At 59.8% G+C, this 17,535-nt stretch carries 15 protein-coding genes and 1 pseudogene; 10 read left to right on the top strand and 6 right to left on the bottom strand.

Going from position 1 to position 17,535, the window contains the following annotated elements; genetic code table 11:
* The 8 genes and pseudogenes from QQ992_RS16670 to QQ992_RS16635 all read left to right on the top strand — a co-directional run.
* Window positions 1–405: a hypothetical protein gene (locus QQ992_RS16670; protein WP_286110337.1), complete on the top strand. Its 405-nt coding sequence runs from the start codon at window positions 1–3 to the stop codon at window positions 403–405.
* Window positions 374–3,424: a host specificity factor TipJ family phage tail protein gene (locus QQ992_RS16665; protein ID WP_286110336.1), complete on the top strand. Its 3,051-nt coding sequence runs from the start codon at window positions 374–376 to the stop codon at window positions 3,422–3,424. Before QQ992_RS16670 ends, QQ992_RS16665 begins: the two co-directional genes overlap by 32 nt.
* Before the next feature lie 55 nt (window positions 3,425–3,479).
* A complete protein-coding gene (locus tag QQ992_RS16660; RefSeq protein ID WP_286110335.1) occupies window positions 3,480–5,429 on the top strand; it encodes a hypothetical protein in 1,950 nt (649 codons plus the stop codon).
* 13 nt (window positions 5,430–5,442) lie between these two features.
* Window positions 5,443–6,246 carry a hypothetical protein gene (locus QQ992_RS16655; protein WP_286110334.1) on the top strand — a complete coding sequence of 268 codons (804 nt, stop codon included), beginning with the start codon at window positions 5,443–5,445 and terminating at the stop codon, window positions 6,244–6,246.
* Between the two features lie 96 nt (window positions 6,247–6,342).
* Window positions 6,343–6,789, top strand: a complete 447-nt coding sequence (locus tag QQ992_RS16650) for a structural protein P5 (protein WP_286110332.1) — start codon at window positions 6,343–6,345, stop codon at window positions 6,787–6,789.
* Window positions 6,786–7,322: a DUF2514 family protein gene (locus tag QQ992_RS16645; protein WP_286110331.1), complete on the top strand. Its 537-nt coding sequence runs from the start codon at window positions 6,786–6,788 to the stop codon at window positions 7,320–7,322. The genes QQ992_RS16650 and QQ992_RS16645 overlap by 4 nt, the downstream gene beginning before the upstream one ends.
* Window positions 7,323–7,383: 61 nt before the next feature.
* The gene (locus QQ992_RS16640; protein WP_286110330.1) at window positions 7,384–7,683 is read left to right on the top strand and encodes a hypothetical protein; all 300 of its coding nucleotides are present in this window, start codon (window positions 7,384–7,386) and stop codon (window positions 7,681–7,683) included.
* 373 nt (window positions 7,684–8,056) lie between these two features.
* Window positions 8,057–8,225: pseudogene (locus tag QQ992_RS16635) on the top strand (IS5/IS1182 family transposase); the annotation flags it as partial.
* Between the two features lie 36 nt (window positions 8,226–8,261).
* Here QQ992_RS16635 and QQ992_RS16630 read toward each other — a convergent pair.
* Window positions 8,262–9,173: an HNH endonuclease gene (locus QQ992_RS16630; RefSeq protein WP_286110329.1), complete on the bottom strand. Its 912-nt coding sequence runs from the start codon at window positions 9,171–9,173 to the stop codon at window positions 8,262–8,264.
* A 247-nt stretch (window positions 9,174–9,420) separates the two neighbouring features.
* Here QQ992_RS16630 and QQ992_RS16625 point away from each other — a divergent pair, with 247 nt between their 5' ends.
* A complete protein-coding gene (locus QQ992_RS16625; protein ID WP_286110328.1) occupies window positions 9,421–9,948 on the top strand; it encodes a GNAT family N-acetyltransferase in 528 nt (175 codons plus the stop codon).
* Between the two features lie 116 nt (window positions 9,949–10,064).
* On the opposite strand, the gene QQ992_RS16620 is transcribed toward QQ992_RS16625, so the two are convergent.
* Together QQ992_RS16620 and QQ992_RS16615 are read right to left on the bottom strand one after the other, a co-directional pair.
* The gene (locus tag QQ992_RS16620) at window positions 10,065–10,328 is read right to left on the bottom strand and encodes a DUF3077 domain-containing protein (RefSeq protein ID WP_286110327.1); all 264 of its coding nucleotides are present in this window, start codon (window positions 10,326–10,328) and stop codon (window positions 10,065–10,067) included.
* A 161-nt stretch (window positions 10,329–10,489) separates the two neighbouring features.
* Entirely contained in the window at window positions 10,490–10,732 is a 243-nt protein-coding gene (locus tag QQ992_RS16615) for a hypothetical protein (RefSeq protein ID WP_110741885.1), read from the bottom strand.
* 470 nt (window positions 10,733–11,202) lie between these two features.
* Here QQ992_RS16615 and QQ992_RS16610 point away from each other — a divergent pair, with 470 nt between their 5' ends.
* Window positions 11,203–11,919, top strand: coding sequence for a hypothetical protein (locus QQ992_RS16610; protein WP_286110326.1), 717 nt, complete (start codon window positions 11,203–11,205; stop codon window positions 11,917–11,919).
* Window positions 11,920–12,054: 135 nt separating this feature from the next.
* Here QQ992_RS16610 and QQ992_RS16605 read toward each other — a convergent pair whose 3' ends face one another.
* From QQ992_RS16605 to QQ992_RS16595, 3 genes are all read right to left on the bottom strand, one after another.
* Window positions 12,055–14,103 carry a TonB-dependent receptor domain-containing protein gene (locus tag QQ992_RS16605; RefSeq protein ID WP_286110325.1) on the bottom strand — a complete coding sequence of 683 codons (2,049 nt, stop codon included), beginning with the start codon at window positions 14,101–14,103 and terminating at the stop codon, window positions 12,055–12,057.
* A gap of 617 nt (window positions 14,104–14,720) precedes the next feature.
* The gene (locus QQ992_RS16600; RefSeq protein ID WP_016711234.1) at window positions 14,721–15,443 is read right to left on the bottom strand and encodes a FadR/GntR family transcriptional regulator; all 723 of its coding nucleotides are present in this window, start codon (window positions 15,441–15,443) and stop codon (window positions 14,721–14,723) included.
* Between the two features lie 198 nt (window positions 15,444–15,641).
* Window positions 15,642–17,375, bottom strand: a complete 1,734-nt coding sequence (locus QQ992_RS16595) for an IlvD/Edd family dehydratase (protein WP_286110324.1) — start codon at window positions 17,373–17,375, stop codon at window positions 15,642–15,644.
* Window positions 17,376–17,535: the final 160 nt, after the last annotated feature.

The following is a 17,535-nucleotide window of genomic DNA, read 5'->3' as shown; positions in this document are numbered from 1 at the left end:
ATGATCGATAAATTCGAGCGCGCCCCGTATCGCGAGGGTGCACGGGGGCCTTTTGCCTTCGATTGCTGGGGGCTGTGCATTGCCGTGCGCCATGAGGTGTTCGGCCTGCCGCTGCTTCCCAGCCTTGGCGCCGTGGGCAAGAACAAGCTCAAAGCCAACACCGAGGCCTATCACGACCTGCGCCAGGGCATGCAGGAATGCGCCCCGGAGCCAGGGGCAATCGCCGCCGTGTTCCGCGGGGCGCTGTGCCTGCATGTCGGTGTGGTGGTGGAAAGCGAAGGGCGCCTGAAGGTGCTGGACACAAACCCCGGTGGCGCCTGCCTCCGCACAACCGGCGAGTTCGAAGCCGCTCACCCGAAGGTGGTGTACTACCGTGATCGAATTTTATCCGAACAAGCTGAGTGACACGGCGCCGCTCGGCACCTGGAAGACCGACCGCCGCATGTCCATCGAGGAATGGCTGAAGTCCTTGGCGCCGTCGTATGAGCGCCGGGAGAGCCCGCCAATCAGCATTGTCCTCAATGATGAGGTGATTGAGCAGCACCTGTGGCACAAGGTGAATTTCAAGCCGGCCGATCTGCTGCAGATCTACCGCGAGCCCAAGGGCACCGACCCATTTTCCATCACCTTCGCGCTGTTCAAGGGCGCCAAGGCAGTGCTGAAGTCGATCATGCCTAAGATGCCCGGCATGCCGTCAAGCGCCGGATCTCAGCAGGGCGATCCGCTGACCGAGGCCAGTGCCAAGGGCAACAAGGTCAAGCTGGGCGACCCGGTGCGCCAGGTTGCCGGCCACCAGCGGGTCTATCCGTCTTACCTGGCTCAGCCCCGAAGGGCATTCGTGGCGCCGCGTGACCAGCGTGTTGAAATGCTGCTCTACATCGGCGAAGGCGAGTACGACGTGCCGCTGGCAAAGGTAAAAGTGGGAGAAACCCCGCTGATCTCCCTGGGCGCGGACGCAACATTCACCATCTACCCGCCAGGCGCCGACCTATCTGCCGATCCGGCGCACATAAACTGGTTCAACGCGCCTGAGGTAGGGGCAAGCTCAAGCGGCTCGGCCGGCCTTGAGCTGACCATGGCCACGGACCTTACCAGGTCGGCCACGGCTTCGGCGTACCAGTTTGTTGGCGAAACCATAAGCGTGCCGGCCGGATCTGGCCAGTTCCCAGCTGACTGGTCGAACGGCATCATCGTCCGCGCGCTTGCGCCATACACCTACACCGTCATCGACGGCGGAGCAGGTCGCGACATCGTGCGCGGGCCACTGGAGATGCTGAACCCCACTGTCGGGATGCTGATCGAGGTTGCCGGGGCAAACGCAGGCCTGTACGTGGTGAACAGTTACACGCCGTACAGCCCCGCGGTGCCTGCTAACCCTGGCACCGCTTCCACACTGACCGGCTCGGCTGCACCGACTCGCTACGACTTCAACGTCACGCCGCTCAGCTTCAGCCTGGTGCGCGGCGCGTCGACTTATCCGATCACGCTCAACACTGCCACAACCGATCTCACCGGTCTGGTATCTGCGCTGAATACACTGCTCAGCGGCACTCCATTCCAGGCACAGCAGAGCAGCGGGCGCCTCCAGTTCATCGAATTGACTCCGTTCGCCGGCCAAGCCATTACCGCTACGGGCGCTTCGACAATCCTTGGATCGTCACCGGTCGGCGCAACTGGAACGGCAACCACCAGCGCAATCCCGGAGCAGCCAGCCGAGATGACGCTGGACTACGACGGCGGATCTCCCGTGGTTGGCCTTGCGCTTGGCCAGGGCTTGGCCACCATCGGCCCTCGCGGCCTTCGTTACAGGATCACGGCCTTCAGCACCAGCCTGCTTGAGGTGGAGCGCCTGACCTCGTCCGGAGCAACCGATGACGATTGGTCGGGTTTCAACGCCATGCAGACGGTCAACGGCCTTATCACTCTGGATGCATCGAACCTGCAGGGTGGTTATCGCGGCCCGTTCGCCTGCTGCCCAGATAACGAGAAAGTCATCGAACTTGAATGGTCGGTCACCTACGCCAATGGCCTGTGTGGCATTGGCCGGGAAGGGCAGATTTACGAGATTCCGACCTACTACGTGTTCGAGTACCGCGACATGGATGTGGCCGGTGCGTGGACTGTGCTGGAGCAGGTTAACTGGGGCGGTAGCCTTGATGCTCAGGGCTTCACTGGGCGAATCACGCTCCCCTACGCAATGCGCGCAGAGGCCAGGGTTCGCAAGCTGTACAAGGACCGCCCTGGTCGCATCAACGACGAAGCCAGAGACGATGCCACCTGGACTGACCTGCGCGGCCGGATGCAGAGCTCGCCAACCAGTTATCCGATGACAGTGATCACCTGCAACATCCGTGGTGGCGACCGTCTCTCTGCGCAGTCCGAGAGTCAAGTCAGCAGCGAGGCAACCCGTATCTTGCCGCTGATGGAGGGCGGTACCGGGCCGACCCGGGATATCGTGCCCTGGTGCATCTACCAGCTTAAGCAGCGCGGGTACACGGACGATGACCTGGATCTGCCCGAGTGGCAAGCCTTCCACAACATCTGCGTGGCGCGCGGTGACACGTACGACGAGACGCTGGAGTCGACGATCACGGTCAAGGACATGATCAACAACGCTCTGGCGTGCGGGTTCGGCGAGCTGGTGACGTTCCGGGGGCTGCTGCGACCGGTTCGGGATAGCGCCCGAGCCGCGTTCGACGTGACCTACGGCCCGAAAACGCAGACCTACTCACCGCAGAACATGACCAAGATGCTCAAAATCAGCGGCGCCATGCCGTCGATCAATGACTTCGACGGCGTGGATGTGGAGTACTTCTCGCGCGAGACCTGGGCCTGGGAAACGAGACCGTGCAGATGGCCAGGCGACCTGGGCACCAAGGTTGAGAAGATCAAGATGCCCGGGTTCAGCGACGAGACCAGGGCCTGGCGGTTCGGTATGCGCCGGCGTGGTCACCAGAAATACCGAACCGACATCTACACCTGGGAAACCGAGATGGATGGGAGCAACAGCGGCTATCTGAGTTTTGCGGCCGTCGCGGATGACGCGCCAAAGCGGTGCCAGAGTGCGATTTTGCTGGACTTCGAGGTCACTGGCTCGGGAACGCTGCTGTCCTCCTCTGAGCCACTGGACTTCAGCGCTGGCGGCGAGCACCGAATCGGTTTGCGCAAGCTTGACGGCACTCTGTCCGGCCCGTGGACCGCCACGCAAGTAGATCAGTACACGGTGAGGGTCGACGCGCTCGACTTCACGCCGGTAGTGGATGGTCCGCTGGAGCCGCCGCACATCCTGTTCGGCCCGGCCGCGCGCTGGGCCTACCCGGTGCTGATCACCAGTTCAGACCCAGCCAATGGAAACACAGCCATGAAGGGCATGCCCTACGACGCCCGCGTTTACACCTACGACGACCAGTTCCCGCCGGCATGACGCCGCAGCAGTTACCAAGCCCGCCATGTGCGGGCTTTTTATTGAGGAAGATTTGATGAGCGGCCAACAGACCCTTCAGGAGCTGGACCGGATTGTCGGGACGACGAACGAGCTACTGCTGTCCCCAGAAGTGAAGATGATGGATGTTGGTGGAGGTGTTATCCGTCCGACCAACGCGATGGTTATGACCAACCTGGCAACTCTACTTGGCGGGGCTATGCCCTATGCATCAGTTGCCCTAGGGTTGGCTGGAACTACCGAGGGAACAAACTTCAGCGTTCTTTCGAGCGCTGACGACGAGTACGTGAACGTGTACCGGAAATCTGCCGGCGTCGCGGTGTTTGTTGATACTTACCCGAATGCCAAGAAGGTCAAGCAGGTGCAGGACAGCACCCAGTTTGCTGTTGAAACAGCGCCGCCCCGCAATATGTCAGAAACGCACCCTTGGGCCCTGACGGACGAGCTGCTTCGGGTAATTCTCGGGGTGAGAACGGACGGTATCGTTGATGCGATTCTCGACAGAATGCCAGGCTTGTCACTGGTTGGTGATTTTGCCTGGGCGCTCTGTGATCAGAACGACACCGTGATCCTGGGCATCAAGTGGAGCGGGGAGGTGGTGTTCTATCAGCCGCCGGCCAGCGCCGCTACGTCCATGGCGTGGGTCGAAGGTGCCCCGGGCCAGCGGGATGTATGGGTATTGTCCAACGGCATCCCCTATCAGCTCACCTCTGATGGCGACAATAGCGAACCTCTGCTCAGTTCTGGCGTCGTCAACTACTTGCGTCGCTACAACACAGTGTCGGCCCAATCTGCTCAGGTTCCCTCCGCCGGCAGCGTTGCCGGGTACGTGACCAAGCTGCTACACATCCTGTTCAACGGCCAGTCGCTTATGAGGGGTATTGGCTCTGGCGCTGCGATCACCACTCAGCCGCCTGCCGCAAACCGGCTGCTCACCCTCAATGATGGGGTGCAACTGGCCGACGAGACTGGGACCTTGAGCGCTGGCATGGTTGCGCCGTTTAAACCGCTCACTGCTCGCTCGCTCGAATCTCCGGCGCTACAGGCTGCCGCCAACATCAACCGCAATCGCGGCTTGCCGGCGAACTGCGGCCTGCTCACCAGCGACCACTCCCGCGGCGCCCAGGGCATCACTTCGCTGAACAAGGGCACCATCCCTTACAACAACAGCATCACCGCAGCCACAGCGGCGAAGGTCGAGGCCGATCGGCTTGGCTATGGCTACGAGATTCCCTTTGTTGGCTGGAACCAGGGGCAGCATGACGGTGGTATGGCTGCCGGGGTGTACATCGGCCACCTTCTGCAGCTGCAAACGGACTACGACGCCGACCTGCGAGCAGTGTCCGGGCAGCTGAACACCATACCGATGCTGCTGACCCAGATGAGCAACTGGACGGCGCCGGCCTACAACCGGTCCTTTAGCAACATTCCGCATGAGCAGTTGCAAGCGGCGCTGGAGAATCCCGAAAAGTTTGTGATGGCCGGGCCACAGTACTCGCTGCCGAGCAATACCGACGGCATTCACCTGCCTGCAGCCTCGTATGCTCGCGATGGGGTGATGGTTGCCCGCGCGGCACGGGCGATCATCAATAAGCGCATATGGCTGCCGCTGCACTGCCTGTCGGCCAAACGCACTGGGGTCACAGTCGACCTGCGCTTCCACGTCCCGACCGGCCCGCTGGTAATCGACACAGTCAACGTGCTGGACCCTGGCTTCTACGGCCTGCGTTGGATCGACAGCACGTCCAGCGCGACGGTTACCAAGGTCGAGAAGACCGGCTTCGATACCCTTCGACTCACCTTGAGCAACGAGCCAACCGGTACCGGCCAGATGGTCGGTATTGCGGACATCGGTGTCGCCGGAAGCCGTGCGGGTCCGACCACGGGCGCCCGCACCTGTATCCGAGACAGCGCGCCCGACCTCGATGCAACCGGCACCCCGGTCTACAACTGGGCCTGCCACCAACGAATTCAAGTCACCAACTGATGGAGTGCACCTCATGGCTTTGCGAGGTCAACTGATTGTCCTGCCTGGCGTCCAGGCACCTGCTGCACCTGGTGCGGTAAAACTCAACGTTTCCGCCGCCGACCGGATCGCATCGTCGATGCCCTATATCCACCGAGCGATGGCGCCAAAGAGCTTGGTGGCTCTCGCTGAGGGTGGCGTCTCAGGGAATTGCCGGGTTACCGGCGAAAAGCTGTTGCAGAAGGGTTCTTCGCCTTCGGTCCTGCGCTTGAGCACGGTGGGGGGCAAGCCGGCGCTGGGGTTCTCTGCCGACAACAGCCTGGGCGCATTGGCGTTCCAGCCAGGCAGCCTGCCGGCCTCCTACACGGTGGTCATGCTCATCTCTATCACCGAGCCAACCGACCGACTGAACTTCATGATGGCCTACACCGGTGATGCAGCGATCGCGACGGTGCTTCGCTACGACACCACCACCGCCTCCCCAGAGGTCAAGCGTCTGGTTGCCTATGGTAGTACCAACAGCCCGCCACATGCCGAAGCGACACGCCCGGCCGGTACCTGGGCCGTCGCGATTGTTGATTATGACGACAAGACAAAGAAGGTTTCGATCGCGGTGAACCAGGTTGAGTCGTTCACCGAGAATACCAAGACAACTGGAAGTGCGGCCGGCGAAGAAAGCTACCTCGAAATCGGCTATCACGGCAGTGGCAACAGCCTGCGTAATGCGAAGGTAGGGGACACATTCGTGTTCAACCAATCCCTACGCACCAGCCCGACCAACCTGGCGCAACTTGACCAGCTGGTTGCCGCCCTGAAGACCGAATACGGCATCGCCTGATCTGCAGGCTTTTCCCCTGACCGCCTTGAGCGGTTTTTTTGTGCCTGAAATTCATGTAGCCCGCCCCGTGCGGGTTTTTTTGTGTCTGGAGAAACCATGTCCACACCGCGCGGAGTTCGCAACAACAACCCCGGCAACATTGATTTCAACCCACGGAACGCTTGGCAGGGCCAGCTTGGTGTGGAGGTGGGCGTGGCCAAGCCGCGTTTCGCCCGCTTCGACCAAGCCGAGAACGGCATCAGAGCCCTGGGCAAGCTGCTGCTGAACTACCGGGGCAAGGACGGCATGCCCGGCGTTGGCCGCCCAGGAATTGACACGCCGCTCGAGTTCATCAGCCGCTGGGCCCCATCCAGCGAGAACAACACGCTGGCGTACGCGCAGGCCATCGCCAAGCGCCTGGGAGTTGGAGTCCGCGACTCCATCGACATCTCCAAGCCGCAGGTGCTGCGCGAGGCTGTGGTGGGCATCATCGTCCACGAGAACGGCGGCAATCCGTACAAGGCCGAGGTAGTCGACGAAGGCATTCGGCGGGCGCTGGCGTGAGCTGGCTCGGCGCGGTACCGGCCTGGTGCTGGTGGTTGATCGCTCTAGTGATGGTTGCCGGTGGCCAGCAGTACCGGGTTGTGCTTGCCAATGGAGAGACGGCAGCAGCCCGCGGCGAAACCGAAACGGTACGAACCGAACTGGCCGACTACCGCCTGGAGGTTTCCGAACGCGACCGGCGCGCCACAGTTCAGGCCAGAGCCGAAGAACAGCGCCGCCAAGCCGTGGCGGACGAGGAGGGTGAGAGTGCACGACAACAACTGGAGCTGGCCCAAGGCCGCGCCGCTGCTGCTGAGTCTGCTGCTGGCGGGCTGCGCGGGGAAATCGCCAGACTGCGGGATGGCCACCGAGCCACCTGCGACACCATCGCTGCCCAGCAGCGCCAGGCAGGAACCTCTTCCGTCGTGGTGCTCGGGGGACTGCTTGAAGACGCTGACCGAATGGCGGGCAGCTGCGCAGCAGCGCTTGAGCGAAGTCGAATAGCTGGGCTGGCGTGCGAATCGGTCATGGACGGTATGAGGTCGCACCGCTGACCGTTGATTGCCTGAAGGCGTGACGGCCTATACGATACTGGTTTTATGTACAGTATAAGTCATGCCGCTTCCATACCCGCCACACTGGGTAACCGCACTCGATGACCGTGAGCCACTGATCACAGATCCAGAGGCGCGTGTTGCCGTGCTCAGGCAGATGGCCTACGACTGCTATCACCGGTCAGAGGTTTCCTTCGAGGATATGGGAGACATGCTTGAGCTTGCCGACGCGGCCCGCGACTGGGCGCTGATGGAGCACGAGGAGGCCTGGGCTATCGGCCTCTTTGGAGAGTACGAGCCAGATCACCAAGGCGAGTACCAGGTGATCAAGGGGGCCGGAAAACCGCACATCTGTGAGTAGCTATATAAAGGAAGGGAAACGGTCGGCAGGACGCCGGGGCGGGCTGGCCAAGGCCAGTGACTTTTGAAGTGACTTCGCTAGGATTCGTCCGGACGCGTGAGGCTTCGTTGCAGCGAAAGCAGGGCCGGAAATCCTGTGTTATCATGCCTTTAGGTAGGCTTGGCATGCATGGGGTGCAAGGGGTCGAGTGTTCGAATCACTCCGTCCCGACCAAAAATCCCTAAAAAATCCAGTCACCTAGCGGTGGCTGGATTTTTTTATGGGCGGCAGTTTCCTGTGTGCGCTGTACGGTTCCAGTATGAGGCGGAGTAGGACGTGCCGTAGGTTGGGTTGATCGCACTGCACTGTACAAAGTTCGGTGACGTCATAACTGTATCCCACGGAAATGATACTGCGCATTCACTTACCAAAACTGGTTTGCGCTGAGCGATTCGGCGATGGACACGGTATTGTACGAGGTCAGCTCGAAACATCAGTTTGCTCGGCTAAGACTCAGTTCCCCGATCTCCGATGACGCGGAAATCATGAATTGGCTGCACGTGTGTATCTCGACAAAGCTACGTCGCACGTGAGCCTGATTAACGATTGGCAATAGAGTTGAATCGAAACTCAAGCGCCAGGCGACTCGGGCGCTCTGCCTCATTCTCCGGTAAGTACAGCGCTTGCCCTTCGATCGATTCATACTCGCTATCCCTCAGCATCTCGGATATCTCGACTCGCAAATCATCTGGGTTGACCCACAACAAACCTAAGTCGAATAGAGTATGCACATCGGCTCTGAGCAACAGGCCATTGGATACGACATTCGTTGCATCGCCCAGGTAGGGGTGGATATGCGCGGCCTCCAGCACCTGCTTTAACGAGCAGGCGGTGATGGCACATCGTCCTTGGTAGGCCTTTAGCAATTGCTTTCTGAATTGAGGCTGACCCCGTCTACGGACGATGGACGATACTGTGCGTGTGCGTGCATCACTGAGGTCTTCGGGGTTGAACTCACCTTGAGTGTTGAGCTGCTGCTCGATCTTGGCTGACAGCGCTTCATCTGCCTTAGCCTGATTGCGATTCAATATAAAGGAGGTAGGAGCGCTGCCAGAATGTTGCTGGTAGGTGAAGATACCTTCGTATTTAAAGCCGGCGTGTGGATATTCGTACTTTGCTTTCCGATAGAAGAGAAGTAGCTCCAGACCGAGCTGGCGGTGATCCGAAATGAGAGCATCGGTTCGCCCCATGGGTTGGCCTTGCATGTGGAGGGTATCGCCCTCCAACGCATCTTCGTACTGAGTTCTATCGGATGTTTTATGCTCGGTAATGAACAGCCAAACGGAGTTGAATCCCTTCGGCCGAAATATGCCGGTGTTGAGCGTGGCATCTTTTATGTTGAATAGAGCTCTAAGGTCGTCTCGTGTATAAACGGCGCCTGGCTCCAACTGCTCCGATGCCAAAATCCCGTACGGTTTTATGTTTGGCGCTGAAGTGATAGGGGTGGGCACGTGCAGCTTCCTTGCGTGTGGCGTAGGTGAGGGGCTGATGCCTGCTTTTGCCTCTCTTAAAGATGCCCAACACCTTACTTCCTTCCGAAAAAATGTGGAAGAGCGTAGGAAAATTCTGTGTTGTCCGTAGGTCTAAGCCAGAATGGGCGAGATTATGGCGAAGATGTGGCCATGCTATGAAGTGAAGGACGCGTAGCCCCTGCAAGTCAGCGCCGCTGACGGGACTAAAGCAATCGGAGGTATCATCGTGTTTGTTCGCCCCATCGCCGCAAATGAATGGCGGCTTTATCGGAGTCTGCGTTTGCGGGCCCTGCGTGAGTCACCGGATGCGTTCGCAAGTACCTACGAGCTTGAGGCAATTAGAAGCGACGATGATTGGGAGGCCCGTATCGCTGCTGCGGCAACTTCTACCGGCGCACAGGCGTTTCTTGCTTTTCATCACGGCGAGCCTTGTGGCTTAGTGTGGTGCAAATCGTCAGAAGCTGAGCCAGATGTCGTTGAGGTTTTTCAGATGTGGGTAGACCCTGTCTCGCGCGGTATTGGAGCCGGCCGGGCTCTGCTGGCAAGTGCTATTGATTGGGCTGAAAATCGCGGGGCGCAACGTGTTCGCTTGGGCGTGACGATCGCACACACACCGGCGATGCACTTGTACAGGACAAGCGGATTTTGTGATGTTGGATTGCCAGAGCCTCTGCGCCTAGGTTGTACTTTGAAATCTCAGTCGATGGAACTGAGCCTGGTTTTCCGCTCTGGTCCTGATAGCTCGGCTCGATAGTTTCGGTGGTGGGTCGTGGAGCTGGAGTGTGAAAGGGGACTGTTAGCCGCATGCTTCCATCTGGTGAAAGGCCTTCAGAGATTTCTGAAGGCAGCCTTGGGTAACGAGTAGGCGCTTCAGCGCATCATGCCCAGTTCGGCATCATCCATCAGCGCCTTGGCCAGGGCGCAGAGATAGTGCGACGCCCAGATCAGTTGCGGCTTGTCTTCCATCAAGCCGTCCAAGGTCATATCCCGTGCATAGCCCATCAGTTCCGAAGCCTGTTCACGGGCGCTCTGGTAAGGAATACCGGCTTCGATGCGGAATAGGGGATGGGTCTGGTTTTCACCTTGGTAGAAGGTGGTTTTGCCGACGGTGAATTTGGTTTCTTCTGTAGACATTATTCAATCTCCCCGAAATCTCTAGTACCTGGGCGGGCTTCATCGCCAGCAATCCCCCACAGCTGCTCACAAGCGCTTGGGCCTGTGACGTAGGTCAGTTCACTGTTGGGGACTGGCTTGCCGGTGATGGGCCATGCCCAAGCGACACAATCAGTAAGGCCTCAGTGCGAAGTTCTGGGCTCGGTGGGCACCTGTAGCTGAACCAGCGCGGACTCAAGCAAAGCGCGCAGCGTCTCCAGTTCATGCATCGAGGTCATCATCAGAATCGACACAGGCGACTTGGGCTGCAGCAGTATGGCCTGATGCACAACGGTCGCAGCGCATAGCGCGTATTCCGTTGCCTGGATCAAGGTGTCTTCAAGGCAGAGAGTTTTGTGGGGTGGATCAGGAACGATCTTCAGCATCTTTTGGTCCTCAATGGAGCGACCAGCGCTTGCTGTCAAACAAGTGGTGGCAGCCGTGTATGGGTTGACAGACCGGTGAAGACCAAACCGGCGCACACGAGGTGCCCCACACACAGCCGCCATAAGCAAAGCCGCGTGTTTGGTCGTCAGTCAGCCTGTCAAAGCTAGTCGTTGATGTGCAACGACGGACCGAGACTAGAACGCTGAAAAAGCGACCGCAACGAAAAACAGGCGCAGGGAGTATCTTTGGGAAATGCCCTACGAGGAAGTTCTTTTTTCTGATTTTTTCCCGCCTTTGCCGTCGAATTCTGCAGTTTTCGCTGCTCGGTTAACCCTTCAAAGCTCTCAAAAAACGAGCCACTCACCCATCCCTGTATCAAGCCATGTCCCGATGATGTCAAACGGTCACCATGGACTTCCGCCCCCCATCCCCCGAAACTGCCCCTCTCGCACCCAGACCAAGGCAGGTCATGACCAACCTCAAGCGCGCCACCTCCCTCCTGCTCCTGCTGGCCACCGCCTCACTAACCGCCTGTCTCCCCTGGAAACGCGAACGTGCCGCCTACGCGGACCTCTGCGATTCCGAATTCCAGTTCAAAGTCCCAGGCCCAAAAGGCGAAACCACCCTCTACCTGGAAACCTACCTCTACGACCACGCCGCCCAATGGGGCGAAAAGCGCTACGAGCAAGGTCTGCACGTGCAATACCCCGGCGAGGAATACCCACGCCCGGAATTCTTCGTGCAGATGATCGCCTACAACAAGGACCGCCAGCGCCCGTCGACCGATTCCAAGCGTGGCGAGCCGCCAATCCCTGTGCTGTACGACAGCCGTCAGGCCTACATCACTTTTGAAGACGGCTCGCGCCTGAATGCACGGCCTGAGGTGTACGTGGGCCTCAACGATATCTACGACTTTCCGTCTGTGAATGAGCGGGCTGCCAGGCCATCGCCGTACGACATCAACAGCGATGAAGTGCACCGGATGATTCCCAAGCTCACCAACAACAAGCGCTACGGCTCGGCTTATGTGATCTTCCAGACGGACAAGCTGAACGCCGAGTCCAAGTGGACGATCACCCTGGGTAGCCTGCAGGTGCAGGGGCGAAAGGTGGAAATTCCGCCCCTGCAGCTGTGTTATCACCCGGTGAAAAAATGGATCGGCATCGAGCCGCTTATGAAGCCCTAATAGCAGCGGTTGAAGGTGGCATGTGCTTTTCTAGTTTTGCTGGGGAAGCCCGGCCCACCCATCCCGCATGCCTGCAAACACGTTCAGGCGCGCTCAACTGTACATTCAGGTGAGCGCAGTTGCGGTTCGCTCAACTTAAAAGTAGGTGGTTACCCCGACAAAATACGCCCGACCGGGCACGTAAAAGCTGGTCGAGTCATCACGTGGGTCTTCATCCAGCAAGTTCTGCACGCCGGCGTTCAGGGTTAACCAGTTGGTGGCGGCCCAGTTTGCGGTCAGATCATAGGTGGTGTACGACTTGACGAAGTCTGTGCCTAGTCCGCGTTGCTTGCCCACATGCTGAGCCGAAAGCTCGGTACCGATCCGCTCGCTGATCTGCCAATCGATGGCGCTGAACAACGAGAGCTTCGGCGAACTGATCAGATCCTTGCCGGTCGACAGGTTGCGGCTTTCGAGCATGTAGGTTGCGTTGGTGCGCCAGCTGGCATTTTCCCACAACGGCACCTTGGTGCTGCCTTCCCAGCCGCGGGTGCGGGCTTTGTCCGCATTCTCCAGCATGGTCCACCAGCGGCCCTGGAAATACCCCAGAGGGGCATATTCAATCTTGTCCTTGAAGTCGGTATGGAAGTACGTGAGGCTGGCCTCCCAGCCGTCGTGGTCGAATGAAACGCCGATTTCCTTGTTGGTACTGATTTCCGGGCGCAGGTTTGGGTTGCCTGCCATCCAGCAACTACCGGTCACGTAGCCAAGCGGGCGTAGAGAGGTACAGCCGCGACCGCCAGAGTTGGTCGCTGCGCCCGCACTGCCTTCTTTCAAGCTGGGGGCCCGGAACCCGCGCGACACCCCACCGCGCACTGTCCAGTCAGGATGAGGGTGATAGACCACATAAGCGCGTGGGCTATTGTGGTTGCCGTATTCATCGCTGTGGTCGAAGCGATTACCCAGTGTCAGCGATAGGTTATTGAGCAGGAACAGTTCATCCTCGACGAACAGTGCGGAATAGTCACCTTCAAGGTCCGACCCGCCCACTGCTGCACCTTGGTAATCCACGGGCACCGTGCCCAGCGTGTCAGTGTTGGTCAGCTGTTCTCGTTTCCACTGGCCGCCCACGGTCAGGCGCTGGTTGACCAACAGTTCGAACGGGATATTAAGGCTGCCCTCGACAATTTTTTCTTCCGAGTTGGCCTTGCCCTCGCCGATGTCATTGTCGAATTTATTCAAGTAAGCGTCGATACGCGAGGTTCCAAAGCCCCAGTCGCCATGGTGAGATACGACGAAACTGTCGCGCGTCAGGCGTCCGGCGCCGAAAGCTTCACCTACGGTATCCCCCCAATCACCGAACGTTTTCTTTGACGACCACGAACGCTCCACGCCGTGGATGACCTCAAAGGACAACTCATGGTTGTCATTAATTTGCCAATTGAGCAAAGCGTTGACGCTGTGGTCTTTGGAACCGCCGGCACCGTCGTTGTAAACGAAGTCACCCGTTGCGTCGAGGCGAGGCGCGGCCTCGTCGGCAGCGCGTCGAGTGACATTGGCGCCCAGGCGCAGGCCGATGGCGTTTGTGACAGGGCCAGACACGTTAATGCTCGTTTGGTTGGTCTGCCCACGGTCGGAGTCTTCCGGCATCGTGGTGTTTACGTTGAGCGACCCACTCCACTCACGGGAGACCTTGCGGGTAATGATATTGATGACGCCACCCATGGCGTCTGAGCCATACAGCGAAGACATCGGCCCGCGCACGATTTCGATCCGCTCAATCATGTTCGGCGAGATCCAGTTGATGTCCTGGCGACCCAGATCACGGCGGTAATTAGTGTCGGCGGAGCTACCGATGCGTTTCCCGTCCACCAAGATCAGGGTGTATTTGTCGTCAAGGCCTCGTAGCTTGATCTTCGACTGCTCGCCCACCGGGCCGTAACCGCCTGTCACGCCAGGGATGCGGCGTAGGAGGGTGTTGAGATCGTATACAGGCTGGCGTTCGATCTCTTCCCGAGTGATGACACTGACACTGGCCGGCGCATCTCGTACATCCGTACCGCCCCCTGTGGCGGTGACGAAGGAGGCTTGCAGTTCTGTGGCGGGAAGCGGCTCGAGCTCAAGGGATTCCTCGGCTTGCGCTGCAGCCGCAGCAAGCAATCCAACGGTGAGCAGGGCACGGGAGAAAGGAGGGCATGGCAGCATTGCGTAACAGTCCTTGTCGATCGGTAGGGTTGAAATCGAGGCGGGACGTTAACGCAAATGAGAACTATTTGAAATGAATTGTGTAAAATAATTTACATAAAACTGACAAAAAATTTACTCAGTGGCTCACCAACAACAAGCGCTATGGCTCGGCTTCTGCCTTTCGCGGTTCTATGGTTGAGCTAGGCGCGGTGGTTTGATGGCTGCTCGCACTGCTTTTCTTTGATTTTTCCCGCTGGCGTAGAGATTATCTTCTCCCACACAGGCGAGTGCATGCTCCATGGCGGGGCGTCTGAGAGGTGACCTGTAGGGAAGGGGGATTACTGGCTTCTTCATTCGGACCATTCACGGCATGCCGAAAGAGAAATCGCAGGCAAAAGAAAGCCCGCCGAAGCGGGCAAGGTCTATCACGTAGGGATGGCGAGATTGTCGCCGACGCCTTGTGAAAATCAGGTGAAAGAAAAGTCTTCAGGTTGTGATCATGCTGATCGCAACGCGGGCAAGTGCGCTTCAAGCCATACCGGGCTCCGGCAATTCTCGTCGTTTCATTGCCGCTGTGAGCGCTGAAACCGGCTGACTGTGCTGGCTAACCCGCGCCAGCCATCAGTGGCGTTGCTTCAGCTAGTCGGGTCTTGCCCCAACACCTTGCTCAACGCCACGCGTGCATCTTCAAGCTGTACCAGCGATGCATGCCGCGCCCCGAGCGCGTCGCCGTTCTGGATAGCCGTGAGAATCGCCTTGTGCCGGGGCAGGGCGAGCTGGTCGAAGTTCGGCCGCTGGTTGGAATAGCGTACCGATTCGCGCAGGGCCATCGACAACATGTTGCACAGGTAGGCCAGCAGGTCGTTGTGGGTGGCGTCGGCGATGCGGGCGTGGAAGTCCAGGTCGGGTTGCAGGCGCTCCTCATGGGTGCGCGCGGCTTCCATGCGCTGGTAGGCCTCGCCAATCGACTCTACATCCTCGGCGGTGGCGTTGGTGGCGGCCAGTGCGGCGGCGGCGGGTTCGATGACCCAGCGTACGCTGGACAAGGTGTTGAAGAAGTCTTTTTGCGGGGTGGCCTGCATCAGCCAGTGCAGCACGTCGGGGTCGAGCATGTGCCAGTCATGGCGGGGCCGCACCAGGGTGCCGACCCGCGGGCGGGCTTCGACCAGGCCCTTGGCGGTAAGGGCGCGCATCGCTTCGCGAAACACCGGCCGGCTGATCGCGTAGCTTTCGCATAGGCTGGCCTCGGAGGGCAGCTTTTGCCCAGGTGCGAGTTGGCCGGATACGATTTGCAGGCCGAGGTCCTGGACCAGGGTGGCGTGCATGCTTTTGCGCGTGGTGGGCTGGCGGTAGTTCATGGGCGCGGCGCGGTAGGTCCTTCAGGCGGGGGGGGCATCATAGCACTAGTGGGCGGGGGGCGGCCTGCGGGGGCAGATTTTGTGTTGGATGGCACGGGCTTCGCCCGTGATCGCGGGTGAACCCGCTCCTGCAAACATCTGCGCGGGGCAGCAATGCCATGCATGGCACTGCTTTGCAGGAGCGGTGTGGCGGGTTGGTTAGTGCGAATGCTTGGGCACTGCCGCTCCGCGGCAACCGACCAGGAAGTCGAAATCGCACCCTTCATCAGCCTGCATCACATGGTCCAGGTACAGCTTCGCATAACCGCCGCTGATCAACTGTGGCGGGGCTTGCAGGTCGGACAGGCGGCCGGCCAGTTCCTCGGCGGAAATGTCCAGGTGCAGCCGGCCTTCCTTGCAATCCAGCTCGATCCAGTCACCTTCGCGTACCGCTGCCAATGGCCCGCCTGCCGCCGCCTCGGGCGCCACGTGCAGCACCACGGTGCCGTAGGCGGTGCCGCTCATGCGGGCGTCGGAAATACGCACCATGTCGGTCACGCCCTGGGCCAGCAGCTTGGCGGGCAAGCCCATGTTGCCGACCTCGGCCATGCCTGGGTAGCCCTTGGGCCCGCAGTACTTCATCACCAGCACCGAGTTGGCGTCCACCTCCAGCTCAGGGTCGTTGATGCGTGCCTTGTAGTCCTCGAAGTTTTCAAATACTACGGCGCGGCCACGGTGCTGCATCAGTGCCGGTGTTGCCGCCGATGGCTTGAGTACCGCGCCCTTGGGCGCCAGGTTGCCGCGCAAGATGCAGATGCCGCCATCGGCCACCAGCGGTTTGTCGATCGGGCGGATGACTTCTTCGTCATACAGCGGCGCGGCCTGGCAGTTGTCCCACAGGCTCTTGCCGTTGGCGGTCAGCGCGGTTGGGTTGGGCAACAGACCATGTTCGCCCAGGCGGCGGATGACCGCCGGCAGGCCGCCAGCGTAGTAGAACTCTTCCATCAGGAAGCGGCCCGATGGCTGCAGGTCGACCAAGGTCGGGGTGCCACGGCCGACGCGGGTCCAGTCTTCCAGTTGCAGGTCTACGCCAATGCGTCCGGCAATCGCCTTCAGGTGGATCACGGCGTTGGTCGAACCACCAATGGCGGCGTTGACGCGGATGGCGTTCTCAAAAGCTTCGCGGGTAAGGATTTTCGACAGGCGCAGGTCTTCGCGGACCATGTCGACAATGCGCATGCCCGACAGGTGGGCGAGTACATAGCGCCGTGCATCCACCGCCGGGATGGCGGCGTTGTGCGGCAGCGAGGTGCCCAGCGCCTCGGCCATGCAGGCCATGGTCGACGCGGTGCCCATGGTGTTGCAGGTGCCCGCCGAGCGCGACATGCCGGCCTCGGCCGAGAGGAACTCGTTGAGGTCGATCTGGCCGGCTTTATAGGCCTCGTGCATCTGCCAGACGATGGTGCCGGCGCCAATGTCCTTGCCTTTGTGCTTGCCGTTGAGCATCGGCCCACCGGTAACCACGATCGCTGGCACGTCGCAGCTCGCGGCGCCCATCAGCAGCGCCGGGGTGGTCTTGTCGCAGCCGGTCAGCAGCACCACGGCGTCCACCGGGTTGCCACGAATCGCTTCTTCCACATCCATGCTCGCCAGGTTGCGGGTGAGCATGGCAGTGGGGCGCAGGTTGGACTCGCCGCTGGAGAACACCGGGAACTCCACCGGGAAGCCGCCAGCCTCCAGCACGCCCTTTTTCACGTGCTCGGCAATCTTGCGGAAGTGGGCGTTGCACGGGGTCAGCTCCGACCAGGTGTTGCAGATGCCGATGATCGGCTTGCCCTGGAATTCGTGGTCCGGGATGCCCTGGTTCTTCATCCAGCTGCGGTACATGAAGCCGTTCTTGTCGGCGGTACCAAACCACTGGGCAGAGCGCAGGGGGTGTTTTTTATCAGACATGGCGGGACACCTAATTAGTATTACTATTTGTCGTTATATGACTGACTCTACCGGCTAAAAAGGCATCTGTGAAGGCTTGTTGTTGTAAATAGTAATACTATATGATCGTTTCGCCAGGTTAGAGGTCTGCCATAAAGCCCCGGCCAGGTGTTGTGCCCAT

Source organism: Pseudomonas kurunegalensis (assembly GCF_030291635.1).
GTDB classification, from domain to species: Bacteria; Pseudomonadota; Gammaproteobacteria; order Pseudomonadales; family Pseudomonadaceae; genus Aquipseudomonas; species Aquipseudomonas monteilii.
The sequence above is the reverse complement of the archived record's forward strand: the minus strand, read 5'-3'. Positions and strand labels throughout refer to the sequence as shown.

Bases quoted from the DNA above. Each gene is read 5' to 3' on its own strand.
- QQ992_RS16650 (WP_286110332.1), top strand. From the start codon at position 6,343: ATGTCCACACCGCGCGGAGTTCGCAACAACAACCCCGGCAACATTGAT.
- QQ992_RS16595 (WP_286110324.1), bottom strand. From the start codon at position 17,375: ATGTCTGATAAAAAACACCCCCTGCGCTCTGCCCAGTGGTTTGGTACC.
- QQ992_RS16655 (WP_286110334.1), top strand. From the start codon at position 5,443: ATGGCTTTGCGAGGTCAACTGATTGTCCTGCCTGGCGTCCAGGCACCT.
- QQ992_RS16620 (WP_286110327.1), bottom strand. From the start codon at position 10,328: ATGTCTACAGAAGAAACCAAATTCACCGTCGGCAAAACCACCTTCTAC.
- QQ992_RS16670 (WP_286110337.1), top strand. From the start codon at position 1: ATGATCGATAAATTCGAGCGCGCCCCGTATCGCGAGGGTGCACGGGGG.
- QQ992_RS16605 (WP_286110325.1), bottom strand. From the start codon at position 14,103: ATGCTGCCATGCCCTCCTTTCTCCCGTGCCCTGCTCACCGTTGGATTG.
- QQ992_RS16610 (WP_286110326.1), top strand. From the start codon at position 11,203: ATGACCAACCTCAAGCGCGCCACCTCCCTCCTGCTCCTGCTGGCCACC.
- QQ992_RS16640 (WP_286110330.1), top strand. From the start codon at position 7,384: ATGCCGCTTCCATACCCGCCACACTGGGTAACCGCACTCGATGACCGT.
- QQ992_RS16600 (WP_016711234.1), bottom strand. From the start codon at position 15,443: ATGAACTACCGCCAGCCCACCACGCGCAAAAGCATGCACGCCACCCTG.
- QQ992_RS16660 (WP_286110335.1), top strand. From the start codon at position 3,480: ATGAGCGGCCAACAGACCCTTCAGGAGCTGGACCGGATTGTCGGGACG.
- QQ992_RS16615 (WP_110741885.1), bottom strand. From the start codon at position 10,732: ATGCTGAAGATCGTTCCTGATCCACCCCACAAAACTCTCTGCCTTGAA.